12 protein-coding genes and 3 pseudogenes are annotated in these 14,046 nt (G+C 69.8%); 2 read left to right on the top strand and 13 right to left on the bottom strand.

The window, feature by feature from the left end; genetic code table 11:
* The first annotated feature begins 29 nt into the window (after positions 1–29).
* Positions 30–1,526, top strand: a complete 1,497-nt coding sequence (locus tag LK409_RS05775) for an aldehyde dehydrogenase (RefSeq protein ID WP_010928094.1) — start codon at positions 30–32, stop codon at positions 1,524–1,526.
* A 75-nt stretch (positions 1,527–1,601) separates the two neighbouring features.
* Here the strand turns inward: LK409_RS05775 and LK409_RS05770 are convergent, their stop codons facing one another.
* The 11 genes and pseudogenes from LK409_RS05770 to mltG form a co-directional block, all read right to left on the bottom strand.
* Entirely contained in the window at positions 1,602–2,891 is a 1,290-nt protein-coding gene (locus LK409_RS05770) for a Glu/Leu/Phe/Val family dehydrogenase (RefSeq protein WP_003811716.1), read from the bottom strand.
* A gap of 192 nt (positions 2,892–3,083) precedes the next feature.
* Positions 3,084–4,023: pseudogene (hutG, locus tag LK409_RS05765) on the bottom strand (formimidoylglutamase).
* Positions 4,020–4,793, bottom strand: coding sequence for an amino acid ABC transporter ATP-binding protein (locus tag LK409_RS05760; protein ID WP_003811719.1), 774 nt, complete (start codon positions 4,791–4,793; stop codon positions 4,020–4,022). The pseudogene hutG and the gene LK409_RS05760 overlap by 4 nt, the downstream one beginning before the upstream one ends.
* Positions 4,790–5,460 (bottom strand): annotated as a pseudogene (locus LK409_RS05755) (amino acid ABC transporter permease). Before LK409_RS05755 ends, LK409_RS05760 begins: the two are co-directional and overlap by 4 nt.
* Positions 5,457–6,202: pseudogene (locus LK409_RS05750) on the bottom strand (glutamine ABC transporter substrate-binding protein). Before LK409_RS05750 ends, LK409_RS05755 begins: the two co-directional pseudogenes overlap by 4 nt.
* Positions 6,203–6,276: 74 nt before the next feature.
* Complete coding sequence (locus LK409_RS05745; RefSeq protein WP_010926578.1) at positions 6,277–7,014, bottom strand: IclR family transcriptional regulator; 738 nt, start codon at positions 7,012–7,014, stop codon at positions 6,277–6,279.
* 195 nt (positions 7,015–7,209) lie between these two features.
* On the bottom strand, positions 7,210–8,046 hold the full coding sequence (locus tag LK409_RS05740) for an ankyrin repeat domain-containing protein (RefSeq protein ID WP_010926577.1): 837 nt from the start codon (positions 8,044–8,046) through the stop codon (positions 7,210–7,212).
* A gap of 50 nt (positions 8,047–8,096) precedes the next feature.
* Positions 8,097–8,867 carry a TatD family hydrolase gene (locus tag LK409_RS05735; RefSeq protein WP_033448020.1) on the bottom strand — a complete coding sequence of 257 codons (771 nt, stop codon included), beginning with the start codon at positions 8,865–8,867 and terminating at the stop codon, positions 8,097–8,099.
* A 49-nt stretch (positions 8,868–8,916) separates the two neighbouring features.
* Positions 8,917–9,969, bottom strand: a complete 1,053-nt coding sequence (holB, locus tag LK409_RS05730; protein WP_010928092.1) for a DNA polymerase III subunit delta' — start codon at positions 9,967–9,969, stop codon at positions 8,917–8,919.
* Positions 9,966–10,592, bottom strand: coding sequence for a dTMP kinase (gene tmk, locus LK409_RS05725; protein WP_003811733.1), 627 nt, complete (start codon positions 10,590–10,592; stop codon positions 9,966–9,968). Before tmk ends, holB begins: the two co-directional genes overlap by 4 nt.
* On the bottom strand, positions 10,589–11,623 hold the full coding sequence (gene mltG, locus LK409_RS05720) for an endolytic transglycosylase MltG (protein WP_041937150.1): 1,035 nt from the start codon (positions 11,621–11,623) through the stop codon (positions 10,589–10,591). Before mltG ends, tmk begins: the two co-directional genes overlap by 4 nt.
* Positions 11,624–11,801: 178 nt before the next feature.
* Here mltG and ygfZ point away from each other — a divergent pair, with 178 nt between their 5' ends.
* Positions 11,802–12,818 (top strand): CAF17-like 4Fe-4S cluster assembly/insertion protein YgfZ, encoded by a 1,017-nt coding sequence (gene ygfZ, locus LK409_RS05715; protein WP_010926575.1) that lies wholly within the window; start codon positions 11,802–11,804, stop codon positions 12,816–12,818.
* 9 nt (positions 12,819–12,827) lie between these two features.
* Here ygfZ and LK409_RS05710 read toward each other — a convergent pair whose 3' ends face one another.
* Both LK409_RS05710 and LK409_RS05705 read right to left on the bottom strand, forming a co-directional pair.
* Positions 12,828–13,517 (bottom strand): VIT1/CCC1 transporter family protein, encoded by a 690-nt coding sequence (locus LK409_RS05710; protein ID WP_003811740.1) that lies wholly within the window; start codon positions 13,515–13,517, stop codon positions 12,828–12,830.
* 59 nt (positions 13,518–13,576) lie between these two features.
* Positions 13,577–14,014, bottom strand: a complete 438-nt coding sequence (locus LK409_RS05705) for a PaaI family thioesterase (RefSeq protein ID WP_003811741.1) — start codon at positions 14,012–14,014, stop codon at positions 13,577–13,579.
* Positions 14,015–14,046 lie beyond the last annotated feature (32 nt).

Genomic DNA, 14,046 nt, shown 5'->3' with positions numbered 1-14,046 from the left:
GCCGCCGGGCCTGCCCGCATCCGACTCCCATGACCCTGCACGATTCCGCCTACTGGCGCGCGCAAGCCGCCGCCCTCGCCCCCGAAGGCCGCGCCTATATCGACGGCGCCTATTGCGACGCCGCCGATGGCGCCACCTTCGCCGCGCACAGCCCGATCGACGGCCGCAAGCTGGCCGATATCGCCGCCTGCGGCGCGGCCGACGTGGACCGCGCGGTGGCCGCCGCGCGCCGCGCCTTCGAGGCCGGCGTCTGGAGCGGCCTGGCCCCGCGCGAGCGCAAGCACCGCCTGCTGCGCCTGGCCGCGCTGATCACCGAACACCAGGAAGAGCTGGCGCTGCTCGAAACGCTGGACATGGGCAAGCCGATCCGCGACGCCCTGGCCTTCGACCTGCCCGAGACCGCCCGCTGCTATGCGTGGTACGGCGAAGCCATCGACAAGCGCTACGACGAGATCGCGCCTACCGGCGCCGACGCGCTGGCCACCATCACGCGCGAGCCGCTGGGCGTGGTGGCCGCCGTGGTGCCGTGGAATTACCCCTTGATGATGGCGGCCTGGAAAGTGGCCCCGGCGCTGGCCGTGGGCAACAGCGTCATCCTCAAGCCTGCCGAGCAGGCCTCGCTGTCGGCGCTGCGGCTGGCGGCCCTGGCCGAACAGGCCGGCATCCCGCCCGGCGTGTTCAGCGTGGTGCCCGGCCTGGGCGCGCAGGCCGGCCAGGCGCTCGGCCTGCACCCGGACGTCGACTGCATCGCCTTCACCGGCTCGACGGCGACCGGCAAGCGCTTCATGACCTACTCGGGCCAATCCAATCTCAAGCGCGTCTGGCTGGAGTGCGGCGGCAAGTCGCCCCATATCGTGTTCGCCGACTGCCCCGACCTGGACCGCGCGGCCCAGGTCGCCGCGCTGGCGATCTTCTCCAACCAGGGCGAGGTCTGCATCGCCGGTTCGCGCCTGTACGTGCAGCACGGCATCTACGACGCCTTCATGGAAAAAGTGGCCGCCTTCGCCGCCACCCTGCGCCCCGGCAATCCGCTGGACCCGGACAGCGCGCTGGGCGCCATGGTCGACGAACGGCAGACGCAGGCGGTCATGGCCCGCATCGCCGCCGGCGCCCAGGAAGGCGCGCGGCTGCGCCTGGGCGGCCGGCAAGTGCTGACCGACAGCGGCGGCTACTACATCGAACCGACCATCTTCGATTGTCCCGGCCAGGACAACTCGCTGGTGCGCGAGGAAATCTTCGGGCCGGTGCTGGCCGCGCAAGGCTTCGCCGACGAGGACGAGGCCGTCGCGCTGGCCAATGATTCCATCTATGGGCTGGGGGCCGGGCTGTGGACCGCCGACCTCGGCCGCGCGCACCGCCTGTCGCGCCGCCTGCGCGCCGGGCTGGTATGGGTCAACTGCTATGCCGACGGCGACATCACGGTGCCCTTCGGCGGCGTCAAGCAATCCGGCTTCGGGCGCGACAAGTCGCTGCACGCGATGGACAAGTACAGCGACCTCAAGACCACCTGGATCAGCCTGCGCTGAAAACGGCGCCGGCCCCTTGCGAGGCCGGCTGCCTGGTACGCCGATGCGGGCCCTGCGGGGCCCGCCGCGCAGCGGTCAGGGATACAGGCCGCGCACCTGGCGCGCCTGCAGGATGCGGGTGCACGCCACGATGAAGGCCGCGGTACGCAGGGTGACCTTGTGCTCCTTGGCCACTTGCGACACGGCGCTGTAGGCCTCGCGCATCAGGCGCTCGAGCCGCTGGTTGATCTCCTCCTCGCTCCAGAAGAAGCTGGAGAAGTCCTGCACCCACTCGAAGTAGCTGACCGTCACGCCGCCGGCGTTGGCCAGCACGTCGGGCACCACGTAGACGCCGTTCTCGCGCAGGATATCGTCGGCTTCCGGGGTGGTCGGGCCGTTGGCGCCCTCGACCACGACCTTGGCGCGCACCCTGGCGGCGTTGTTTTCGTTGATCTGTCCCTCAAGAGCGGCGGGGATCAGGAAATCGGTCTCCAATCCCCAGAAATCGTCGTCGGCCAGTTGCTGCGCGCCGGTGAAGCCGGCCACGCCGCCCTGGTTGCCGACGTGCGCCAGCAGCTTGTGCACGTCCAGCCCGCCGTCGTTGTGGATGGTGCCGGTGTGGTCCTGCACCGCGATCACCTTGGCGCCGGCCTCATGGAACAGGCGCGCCGCGGTGCCGCCGACGTTGCCGAAACCCTGCACCACGATGCGGGCCTTGGATACGTCGAGGTTCAGGTCGCGCGCCGCCTCGCAGCCGACCACGAAGACGCCGCGGCCGGTGGCCTCGACCCGGCCCAGGCTGCCGCCCAGCGCGATCGGCTTGCCGGTCACCACGCCGGTGGCGGTGGCGCCTTCGTTCATGGAGTACGTGTCCATCATCCAGGCCATGGTCTGGGCGTTGGTGTTCACGTCCGGGGCCGGGATGTCCTTGGACGGCCCGATGATGACGCCGATCTCCGAGGTGTAGCGGCGCGTCATGCGCTCGAGCTCGGAGTGCGACAGCGTGCGCGGGTCGACCCGCACGCCGCCCTTGGCGCCGCCGTACGGCAGGTTGACGGCGGCATTCTTGATCGACATCCAGGCCGCCAGCGCCATCACTTCCGACAAGGTCACGTCCTGGTGGAAACGCACGCCGCCCTTGCCCGGGCCGCGCGACGTATTGTGCTGGACGCGGTAGCCCTCGAAGTGGGCGATGCTGCCGTTGTCCATCTCGATCGGCACGTCCACGATCAGCGCGCGCTTGGGACGCTTGAGCGTCTCGACCCAGCGGGCCAGCGGACCCAGGTACGGCGTGACGCGGTCGACTTGCTGCAGGTAGATCCCCCAGGGGCCCAGATGCTCGGCATCCAGGTATGAGGGCAAGGAATGGGCGGGAGCTTGAGACATAGGGAGGATCTCCGGGCTGAGGTTGCGCTTATTTTTCCACGAAACCAGCTGCGGCCCCAATAAAAAGAGATAAATATTTATTAGGGCCGCATCAAAAAAGCGCGCCTTGCAACAACCTTCGGGCAGGCCGCCCGGATCGGGCCGATCCGGGCGGCCAACGCCTACATCCTAAGCCCGTGGCGGGCCCGCCGTCTACCGCGCCGCGCCGCCCAGCAAGCGCCACGCCAGGCGCGCCGCCACGCGCGCGGTGCGGTGGTCGATGTCGTAGGCCGGGTTGCACTCGGCCAGGTCGGCCAGGCGCAGCTTGCCGCTGGCGCGCACATGCATCGCCACCTCCTCGACCACCGCCAGCGGCACGCCATAGGGCGCGGGGGCCGAGACCCCCGGCGCGGTCGCCGCCGGCAGCACGTCCAGGTCGATCGTGAGATAGACGTGGCCGGCCGCCGCCAGCAAGGCATCGAGCTGGGCCAGGCGCTCGCCCAGATGGGCCTCCTGCATGTGGCGGTCTTCCACCCAGACGGCGCCGACCTCGGCCGCCCGCGCGTAGAGCGCGGGCGTGTTGCCCAGCGGCGAGACGCCCAGGCAGGCGTACTGCAGCGCGTGGCCGCGCGCCGCGCAATACTCGGCGATCTGGTCGAACGGCGTGCCCGAACTGCCCGGCCGGCCGGTGCGCAGGTCGAAATGCGCGTCGAGGTTGAGCACCAGCACCGGTTCGCGGTCGCCGCGCGCGTCCAGCCAGCGCCGCAAGCCCTGGAAACTGCCCCAGGCGATCTCGTGCCCGCCGCCCAGCACCACCGGATGCGCGTCGGCCTGCAGCAGCGCGGCCACGCGGCCGGCCAGCGCATCCTGCGCCGCCTCGAGCTGGTCGTCCTCGCACACCACGTCGCCGGCGTCGACCAGGCGACGCAGATTGTGCGCCGGCAGGCCGGCCATCATGCGCCGGATGGCGCGCCGCGCCGCCCCTGGTTGCGCGCCACGCCGGCATCGCAGGCAAAGCCCAGCACCGCGGCGTCGCCGGCGCCGGCGTCCTGCCCCAGCGCGACGATGTGGGCCAGGCGGGGCGCGTATCGCCGCGCTCGCCGCTGTCGTCGCGCGCGGTCCAGATGGACGCGGAATCGTTGGCCACGCTCATGCCGCCCCCTGCGATGCGCTGAGGACGGCCTGCAGGAAGGCGCGGGTACGCGCCTCGCGCGGCTGGCTGAAAATCAGCTCGGGCGGACCGGACTCGACAATGCTGCCGCCGTCCATCACCGCCACCACATCGGCCACTTCGCGCGCGAAACCCATTTCGTGCGTGACCACCATCATGGTCATGCCTTCGCGGGCCAGCAGCTTCATGACCTGCAGCACCTCGCCCACCAGTTCCGGGTCGAGCGCCGACGTGGGCTCGTCGAACAGCATCACGCGCGGCTGCATCGCCAGCGCGCGGGCGATCGCCACGCGCTGCTTCTGGCCGCCCGACAGCGAGCCGGGCATGGCCGCCATCTTTTCGCGCAGCCCCACCTTGGCCAGCAGGTCGCCGCCCAGCTCCTCGGCCTGCGCCCGGCTCATGCCGCGCAGCGTGCGCGGCCCGACGGTCACGTTGTCCAGCACCGAAAGGTGCGGGAACAGGTTGAAACCCTGGAACACCATGCCGACCTGCATGCGCAGGCGATTGAGCTCCGCCTCGGGCAGCAGCCGGCCATCCTTGAGCAGGTTGTGGCCGCAGATATCGATGGTGCCGCCCTGCGCCACCTCCAGGCCGTTGCAGCAGCGCAAAAGCGTGCTCTTGCCCGAGCCGCTGGGCCCGATCACCACCACCACCTGCGAGGCCTCGACATTGAAATCGATGCCGCGCAGCACTTCGTGCTCGCCATAGGCCTTGCGCAGTCCGCGGATGCGGATCATCTCTTGCGTACTCATTGCACCATCCCTCCCGCGCGCAGGCGATGCTCGATCCGGCGCAGGATCGTCGTCGTCGCGGTCGTCAACACCAGGTAAATCAGGGCCACCACCAGATAGGTCTCCAGCGAGCGATACGACACGCTGATGATCTTCTGGCCTTCGTGCATCAGATCGTGGATCGTCAGCAGCGAAACCAGCGCGGAATTCTTGATCAGGGCGATGAACTCGTTGCCCAGCGGCGGAATCATGCGCACCACGGCCTGCGGCAGGATGATGATGCGCATCGCCTGCGCCGAGGACATGCCCAGCGAGCGGGCCGCTTCCATCTGGCCGCGGTCGACCGACTGGATGGCGCCGCGCACGATCTCCGAGACGTAGGCGCCGGAATAGATGCCCAGGCCGAGCACGCCGCAGGCGAACGCCGGTAGCGTGATGCCGAACTGCGGCAGCCCGAAGAACCAGATGAACAGCTGCACCAGCAGCGGCGTGCCGCGAAAGAACAGCAGGTATACGCTGCACAGGTTGTAGATGAAGCGGCGTTGCGGGTGTTGAGGCGGCCGACCCCGACCAGCAGGTCGATGACGCAGCCCAGCAGCAGCGCGCAGGCCGTCACCTCCACGGTGACGACCGCGCCGCGCAGCAATGCGTCGAAGTCGGCAAAGACAGGCGCGAAATCCAGCATCATTTGGCCTGCGCCTCGAACCACTTGTTGACGATGCGCTCGTAGGTACCGTCAGCCTTCAGCTTCTTGAGCGCCTCGTTGAGCTCGCGGGTCAGTCCGGACTTGGACTTCGGCACGGCGATGCCGTATTCCTCGGTGGTGATCTGCTCGCTCAGCACGGCCAGGTCCTGCGTGCTTTGCGCGAACAGCTTGGCCGCCGGCTTGCCGGTCACCGCCGCGTCGGCGCGGCCGATCTGCACCAGGTTGAACATCTCCTGGTTCTTCTCCACCTCGACGCGCTGCACCTTGGGGAAGTGCTCCTTCAGATAGTTGACCGACTTGGTGCCCACCTGCACCGACACCTTGCGGCCCTCCAGGTCCTTGAGCGACTTCACCGGACCATCCTTCTTGGTCAGCACCACCAGGCCGCCCGCATAGTACGGGTCGGTGAAATCCACCACTTTCTGGCGCTCGGCGGTGATGTAGATGGCCGACACGGCGATGTCGGCGCGGGGCCGGCCTGCAGCGCCGGGATCAGGCCCTTGAAGTCGATGTCGATCCATTCGATTTTCTTGCCCATGGCCTGGGCCAGCGCCTCGACCAGTTCGATATCGAAACCGGTGCGCTTGCCGTCCTTGACGAATTCCATGGGCGGGAACGTCGCGTCGGTCACGGCGCGAATGGTCTCCTGGGCATGCGCGGCGCCGGCGCCCCAGGCCAGGTTCAGGGTCAGGGCGGCGGTCAGCAGTTGGCGGCGAGTCGTCATGATGCTTCCTTTGGTGATGGGTGCGGCATTGGAGTGAAGAAAACCGTATGGATGGATACGGCCACAGGGATACATCAGGAATGCTGCAGGCGGCTGGAAATGCGTTTGGCGGCCGCCAGCGTCAGGTTGATCAGGTTCGCGGTGCGTTCGGCCACGCGCGTGGAAGGCGCCATCAGGGTGACCGAGCCGGCGGCCTGGTGCGGCCGCTCGAACACCGGCGCGCTGCAGCCCCACACGCCGGCGTCGACCTCGCTGTCGCTGACCGCGTAGCCGGCGGCGCGGATCGCCTCCAGGTCGCGCGCCAGCGCGGCGGCGTCGACGCCCTGCCCGGCCAGCTCGTGCAGCCGGCCCTGCAGGCGCGCCGGCGCCATGAACGCCATCAGCGACTTGGCCGAGGCCCCGCGCGCCAACGGCAGGCCGCGGCCCTTGACGAACGAACAGCGCAGCGGATGCCGGCTTTCGACCATCTCCAGGCAGACCGCCTGGTCGGACATGGCCACCAGCAAGCCCACCGTCTCGCCCGAATCGGCGGCCAGGCGGGTCATATCGGGCAAGGCTTCCTGGATCAGATAGGACGATTGGTCGAAGCCGCGCGCCAGCTGCACGCACAGCGGGCCCGGCGTATAGGCGCCAGCCTGCTCCAGCACGAACCCCCAGCGCTTGAGCAGGGCCACCTGCCGGTACAGCGTGCTCTGGGCCAGGCCGGTGCGCTCGGCCAGCGCCGCCACGGTCAGCGGGGCTTCCTCGCGCGCCAGGGTGGCCAGCACATACAGCACGCGCTCGGCGCCACCCGCGATGGCTTGTTCTTGCATGTCGATCGTTCCTTGATATTGCGTGCGCAGATTATTCAGTTTTTCCCATTTTTTCAGAATTCATTCTCAATTTATGAGAATTTCAGGGAAAACCCCGAGCAAAAAAATGCCGCCCCGGTGGGCGGCACGTGATCAGGTGGAGGAGCAGGAACAGGGAGGCCAGGGTGCCTGTCCCCGCGGGGACAGGCACCCGGGTTAATCGTAGGAATTCAGCCGCACGCCCGAGACGCCGGACAGGGAGCGGCCTTCGCCGGGTTGCGACGCCGCGGCAGGGGCTGCCGCGGGCTGTGCCGTGGGCGGCGTTTCGGCGGCCGGCGCCAGCTTGGGCGTGGCCACTGCGCCATGGCGGGCCTGCCGTTCGGCCTCGGCGCGGGCGATCATGGGCTTGAGCTCGCGCGCCAGCGCCTCGGACTTGCCGAAGGCGGCCCAGTCGGCCGCGCTCATGCCCTTGAGGTTGCGCGTGGTGATATCGGCGCCGGCATCCAGCAACAACTGCACCATGCGGCGATCGCCCGAATACGCGGCCATCATCAGCGGCGTGGTGCCGTCGGGTGACGGCGCATTGACCAGCGCCTGCTTGCCCAGCAGCATGCGCGCGGTCTCCAGCCGGCCCTTCGAGGCCGCATAGTGCAGCGGCGTCCAGCCCAGCCGGTTGACCTGCGCGCCGCGCGCGATCAGCGCCTGCGCGCGTTCGGTCTGCCCCGCCACCGCCAGGTACATCAAGGGCGTCTCGCCCGCGGGATTCTCGGCGTTGAGATCGGTGCGGCGGTTGGCGGCCAGCACATCGAACACCTCCCAGGCGTTGTCGACCACCGCCCGCATGATGGCCGGCTGGCCATTGTCGTAGCGCACATTGGGATCGGCGCCCGCCGCCAGCAAGGCGCCGATGTCGCGGGCCTTGTCGTTATGGACATACACCCACCAGTCGGCCTGCTTGGCCGCCCAGGCGGGGCTGGCCAGCAAGGCGCCGGCGAGCAGGCCGCCGGCCGCGGCGCCGCGCCAGCGCAGAAAACGGGTACGCAAGGGTTTCATGGTGGAATACCGCCAAAATCTAGAATTCACTTTAAATAATTCAAATTAGATTATCGTTTTATCTTATTGAAAAGTTTGAAGAAATTCTCGGTAGAGGCATGCGCCACCTCGGCCACCGGAATACCCTTGAGCTCGGCGATCTTCTCGGCCACGTGGATCACCTTGGACGGATCGTTCAGCTTGCCGCGATATGGCACCGGCGCCAGGTAGGGCGAGTCGGTCTCGATCAGCAGCCGGTCCAGCGGCATATTGGCGGCCACCTCGTGCACGAGCTGCGCGTTCTTGAACGTCACGATGCCCGAAAGCGAGATATGGAAATTCAGCGCCATGGCCTGCTGGGCGATCTCCCAGGACTCGGTAAAACAGTGCATCACGCCGCCGACCTCGTCGGCGCCCTCTTCGCGCAGCAGGCGCACCGTGTCCTGCGCCGAGGCGCGCGTATGCACGATCAGCGGCAGGCCGGTCGAGCGCGCCGCGCGGATATGGCGGCGAAAGCGCTCGCGCTGCCAGTCCAGCGGCTCGCTCAGGCGGTAGTAGTCCAGCCCGGTCTCGCCGATGGCCACCACCTTGGGGTGCGCGGCCAGGCGCTCGAGCTCGGCGGGCTCGGGATCGGGCGTGTCTTCATAGTCGGGGTGCACCCCCACCGACGCCCAGAGATTGCCGTGCGGCTCGACCAATTGCATCAGGCCCGGCCAGTCGGGCATGTTGACGCTGACGACCAGCGCATGGGTGACCTGGTTGGCGGCCATGCGATCCAGCACGGCCGGCAGGTCTTGCGCCAATTCGGGAAAATTCAGATGACAATGGGAGTCTACGTACATACGGACCACAGAATACGGATCACAGGAGAAACGGGCCGTGGCCCGATCGTCACTGGCAGGATAGCACCACGCGCTGCAGGGCCGCGTGCACGAACAGCTTGGCGTTGAGCGGATGCGTGGCCAGCCCGCGCTGGCGGCTCAGCCAGCGCGCGGTCTCGGCCAGTTGCGCGGGCTGCGCGCGCGCGGCGGCTTGCCGCACCGGCTCGGCCAGCGAGGGATAGTAGCGGCTGGCCGCGCCATGGGCGGCCAGCGTCAGGTCGGTGAACAGGCGCTGCAGGGCGTCGATCCACTCGGCCGCCGCCACCTTTTCCAGGTTTTCGGTCAGCGTGCCCACATCGGGCGCCTTGCCCGCGGCCAAGGGCTGCACCAGTTGCGCCAGCCAGGCCGGGCACGGCGCATCGCCCCGGGCCGCCAGGCGCTGCGCCGCCAGCGGCGCGCCGCCGGCGGCAGCCAGCCAGTCGGCCGCCGGCTCCACGCCCTGCTCGCCCAGCCATTGCAGCGCCTGCCCGGCCGACGGCGTGGGCAGCGGCAGGCGCCGGCAGCGCGACACCAGCGTGGGCAGCAGGCGGTCGGGCGCATCGGCCACCAGCAGGAACACCGTATGCGCGGGCGGCTCCTCCAGCACCTTCAGCAAGGCGTTGGCCGATATCACGTTCAGCGCATGCGCCGGATACAGCAGCGCCACGCGCCAGCCGCCCCGGTGCGTGGCGGTGTTGAACCACGGTTCGAGCGCGCGGATCTGGTCGATGCGGATGTCCTTGGACGGCGCGCGCTTGGCCGCCGCGCCGCCGGAACCGGCCTCGGCCTCCTCGGCGCCTTCGGCCTGGTCGGCGCCCTCTTCCAGCGCGACCGCCTCCGGACGGATGCGCCGCAGATCCGGATGGTTGCCGCTGGCCACCCAGGCGCAGGCCGCGCACTCGCCGCACGCCAGGCCCTGGCGCGGCGACTCGCACAGCAGGCTGGCCGCCGCGGCCGCCGCAAAGTCCAGCTTGCCGATGCCGCCATTGCCATGGATCAGCCAGGCATGCGCGAAGCGGTCGCGCCCGCTCAGCCAGGAGCGGGCGATCTCCGTCTGCCAGGGCAGGAAGCGACCGAGGCTCATGCCGCTTGCGCCACCAGCTCGCGCACCTCGCTGTCGAGCTGCGCGCGCACGACCTCGAGCGGCCGGCTCGAATCGATGATGCGGATACGTCCATCCGAGCTGCGCGCCCGCTCGTGGTAGGCGGCGCGGGTGCGTTCGAAGAAGGCATCCTCCTCGCGCTCGAAGCGGTCGAGCTGGCGCGAGCGCGCCAGCCGGGCGCGCGCCACGTCCAGCGGCACGTCGAACAGCCAGGTGCGGTCGGGCTGCAGATCGGGATGCACCCACTGCTCCAGCGCCGCCACGCGCGCCGCGCCCAATTGGCGTCCGCCGCCCTGATAGGCATAGGACGCATCGGTGAAGCGGTCGCACACCACCCACTCGCCGCGCGCCAGCGCCGGCGCGATCACTTCGCGCACGTGCTCGCAGCGCGCCGCGAACATGAGCAAGGTCTCGGTTTCCAGGGCCATGGGTTCGGACAGCAGCAGCTCGCGCAGCTTCTCGCCCACCGGCGTCCCGCCGGGCTCCCGGGTGGCCAGCACCGTCAGGCCCAGGTCGCGCAGCGCCTGCACCATCCATGCGGTATGGGTGCTCTTGCCGGCGCCATCGACGCCCTCCAGCGTAATGAAACGTCCACGCGGGGTCATTGCTGCGATCCTTGTTGCGGTTGCCCTTGTCCCAATATGTAGCGCGACACATTGCGGTTGTGGTCGTTCAGGTTGACCGAGAACTCGCTGGTGCCGTTGCCGCGCGACACGAAGAACAGGTATTTGTGGCGTTCGGGCTGCACCGCCGCCAGCAGCGCGGCGCGCCCGGGCGCGGCGATGGGCGTGGGCGGCAGGCCCGGACGGGTGTAGGTGTTCCATGGCGTGTCGGTCTGCAGGTCGCGCTTGCGGATACGGCCCTGGTAGGCCTCGCCCATGCCGTAGATCACGGTCGGATCGGTCTGCAGCAGCATGCCGATGCGCAGCCGGTTGGCGAACACCCCGGCCACGCGCGCGCGCTCCGGCCCGTGGCCGGTCTCCTTCTCGACGATGGAGGCCAGGATCAGCGCTTCGTAGGGCGTGCCCACCGGCAGCCCATCCTGGCGCTTGGCCCAGGTCGACTCCAGGATACGCTGCCCTTCCTGGTAGGCGCGCCGCAGGATGTCGAAATCCGTGCTGCCCGGAGTGAACACATAGGTGTCGGGAAAGAACATGCCCTCGGGATGGGTCACCGTCGAGCCCAGCCTTTCCATCAGGGCCTCGTCGCTGGTCTCGCCCAGGGTCTGCTTGACGTCGGGATGTTCGCGCAGCGCCTGGCGCATCTGCCGGAACATCCAGCCCTCCAGGAAAGTGATCTGGCGCTGGCTCATGTCGCCGCGCGCCAGCCGTTGCAGCAACTGCCAGGGCGAGTCGCCGTCGATGGCCTGGTAGCCGCCGGCCTTGATCTGCTTGTCCAGCTCGGACAGGCGCGCCATCCAGACGAAGCCCGGCTCCCAGACCGCCACGCCGGCCTGGTTGAGGGTGCGCGCGATGGCGCGCGGCGTGCTGCCCGGATCCACCACGAAATCGATGCGGTCGGACTTGAGCGCCACCGGCCTGTGCATCCAGGTCCAGGCGCCGCCGGCCGCCAGCGCGGCGCCGAGCAGCGCCACCAGCACGAGCAGCAGAAAATAGAAACGAATGCGTTTTCTCATAAGTGTGCGCAAGTTTAATGGATCGCGGGCGCGGCGGCTGGCCCGCCCACGCCCCCGCGGTCAGCCGGGTCATAGGGGCCGGCGCGGGCCGCCCCGGGTATCATCGGGGTTTGTTCGACGCCGCGCGGCCCACGCCGGTTCGCGCGTGCGCGTCATCCGCCCCTTTTAGAATTCCGCCATGCACGCTTTCTACGATTCGATTCCCGCGCGCGCCGATGGTTCGGCGCAATGCGCGCCGCTGGCCAGCCTGCGCGTCATCGGCGCGGCCGGCGCCGACGCGCTGGCTTTCCTGCATGGGCAACTGACCCAGGACGTCACCGGCCAGCCCGCCGACCACGCCCGCCTGGCCGGCTACTGCACCGCCAAGGGCCGCCTGCTGGCCACGCTGGTCATGTGGCGGGCCGCCGCGGCCGACGAAAGCGCCCCGGTATGGCAGGCGCTGGTGCGCGCCGACGTCGCCGAGGCGGTGCTCAAGCGCCTGTCCATGTTCGTATTGCGCGCCAAGGCGCGGCTGGCTCCGGTGCCGGCGTGGGCGGCGGGCGTGCAATGCGCCCCCGCCGCGCTGGCCGCGCTGCAGGACGCCGCCGGCGGCGCCCTGCCCGCCGCGCCCTGGCAGCGCGCCGAATTGCCCACCGGCACCTGGATCGGCGCGCCCTCGGCCGATGCGCAGCCGCGCTGGTGGTGGATCGCCACCGAAGCGCAGCTGGAGCGGGCCGGCGCGCTGGCCGCGCACCTGGGCCGCGCGTCCGAGTCCGCCTGGCAGGCCGCCGACCTGGCCGCCGGCCTGCCCTGGATCGGCGCGGCCACGCAGGACGTCTTCATTCCGCAGACCGTCAATCTCGACCTCATCGGCGGCGTCAGCTTCACCAAGGGCTGCTATCCGGGCCAGGAGGTGGTGGCGCGCAGCCATTACCGCGGCACGGTCAAGCGCCGCATGGCCCATGGCGTGATCGCCGAGGCCCCGGCCGACCTGCCCGACCCCTTGGCCGGCCAGGACATCTACGACAGCGCGCGGCCGGACGAACCCTGCGGACGCGTGGTCGACGCCGCGCGCAGCGACGGGCAGCTCGCGCTGCTGTTCGAAACCACCCTGGCCAGCCTGCCCGACGGCGACCTGCGGCTGCTCAGCGCGCAGGGCCCGCGCATCGCCCTGGCGCCCCTGCCCTACGAACTGGCCGGCAACGCCGCCGGCTAGGCTGTCCGGCTATACCGCCACGCCGAACAAGGCCCCCACGCCCGCGGTCAGGGCCATGGCGGCCGCCCCCAGCAACACCACCCGCACGGCGGCCGGCCCCACCGGCGCGCCGCCGGCGCGCGCGGCCACCGCGCCCAGTATGCCCAGCCCGGCCACCGACCCGGCGATCACCACCGGCATCAGTTGCGCCAGCGGCGCCGCCATGGCGATGGCCAGCGGCAGCGCCGCCCCGACGGCGAACGACGCGGCCGAGGCCAGCGCCGCCTGCACCGGCTGGGCGCGGTTGTGCACCGAGATGCCCAGCTCGTCGCGCGCATGCGCGTCCAGGGCGTTGTGGCGCGTCAGCTGCCGGGCCACCTGCCCCGCCAGGTCGGGCGACAGGCCGCGCTCGACATAGATGCCGGTCAGTTCTTCCAGCTCTTCGCGCGAATTGCGCTTGAGCGAACTCTGTTCCAGCCGCAGATCGGCCGCCTCGATATCGGCCTGGGACTTCACCGATACGTACTCGCCGGCGGCCATGGACAGCGCTCCGGCCACCAGGCCGGCCAGGCCCGAAGTCAGGATGGCGGCATGGCTGGCTTGCGCGGCCGCCACCCCGGCGATCAGGCTGGCGGTGGAGACGATGCCGTCATTGGCGCCCAGCACCGCGGCGCGCAGCCAGCCGGAACGGAAGATGCGATGGTGGGATCGGGCGGGCATGGGCAGGCGTCACTCGTGGCGGCCGGGATTGGCGCGCCAAGTATAGGCCGCCGCGCCGTTCAACGCGGCGTCACCCGCACCGCGGTCATCAGCCCCACCAGGCACAGCGTGCTGCGCTCGCCGCGGCAGGCGCGCAGCTCCACCTGGCAGATGCTCAGCCGCCTGCCGGGCTTTAGCACCTTGCCGCTGGCGACAAAGTGCTCGCCATCGGCCGGCGCCAGGAAGTTCATCTTGAACTCCGATGTCAGCACGTCTTCGCCGGGTCCGAACAGCGTATAGGCGGCATAGCCCCCCGCGCTGTCGGCAATGGTGGTGGAAATGCCGGCATGCAGGAAACCGTTCTGCTGGCACAGGTCGGCGCGATACGGCAACGCGATCTCGACCTCGCCAGGTTCGACGGCGCCCAGGCGCGCGCCGATCAGCGCCATGACGCTCTGGCGGGCAAAGTTGTCGTGCACGCGCTGGCGCGCGGCCTCGAAAGCCTCGGTATCAGGCATGCAAGCCTCTCGCGGAATGGCCCTGGCCGCCC

It is taken from the genome of Bordetella parapertussis (assembly GCF_020735925.1).
In the GTDB taxonomy this organism is placed as follows: Bacteria; Pseudomonadota; Gammaproteobacteria; order Burkholderiales; family Burkholderiaceae_B; genus Bordetella; species Bordetella pertussis.
This window is presented reverse-complemented; position numbering and strand designations above follow the sequence as displayed.

Bases quoted from the DNA above. Each gene is read 5' to 3' on its own strand.
- LK409_RS05775 (WP_010928094.1), top strand. From the start codon at position 30: ATGACCCTGCACGATTCCGCCTACTGGCGCGCGCAAGCCGCCGCCCTC.
- LK409_RS05770 (WP_003811716.1), bottom strand. From the start codon at position 2,891: ATGTCTCAAGCTCCCGCCCATTCCTTGCCCTCATACCTGGATGCCGAG.
- LK409_RS05760 (WP_003811719.1), bottom strand. From the start codon at position 4,793: ATGAGTACGCAAGAGATGATCCGCATCCGCGGACTGCGCAAGGCCTAT.
- LK409_RS05745 (WP_010926578.1), bottom strand. From the start codon at position 7,014: ATGCAAGAACAAGCCATCGCGGGTGGCGCCGAGCGCGTGCTGTATGTG.
- LK409_RS05740 (WP_010926577.1), bottom strand. From the start codon at position 8,046: ATGAAACCCTTGCGTACCCGTTTTCTGCGCTGGCGCGGCGCCGCGGCC.
- LK409_RS05735 (WP_033448020.1), bottom strand. From the start codon at position 8,867: ATGTACGTAGACTCCCATTGTCATCTGAATTTTCCCGAATTGGCGCAA.
- holB (WP_010928092.1), bottom strand. From the start codon at position 9,969: ATGAGCCTCGGTCGCTTCCTGCCCTGGCAGACGGAGATCGCCCGCTCC.
- tmk (WP_003811733.1), bottom strand. From the start codon at position 10,592: ATGACCCCGCGTGGACGTTTCATTACGCTGGAGGGCGTCGATGGCGCC.
- mltG (WP_041937150.1), bottom strand. From the start codon at position 11,623: ATGAGAAAACGCATTCGTTTCTATTTTCTGCTGCTCGTGCTGGTGGCG.
- ygfZ (WP_010926575.1), top strand. From the start codon at position 11,802: ATGCACGCTTTCTACGATTCGATTCCCGCGCGCGCCGATGGTTCGGCG.
- LK409_RS05710 (WP_003811740.1), bottom strand. From the start codon at position 13,517: ATGCCCGCCCGATCCCACCATCGCATCTTCCGTTCCGGCTGGCTGCGC.
- LK409_RS05705 (WP_003811741.1), bottom strand. From the start codon at position 14,014: ATGCCTGATACCGAGGCTTTCGAGGCCGCGCGCCAGCGCGTGCACGAC.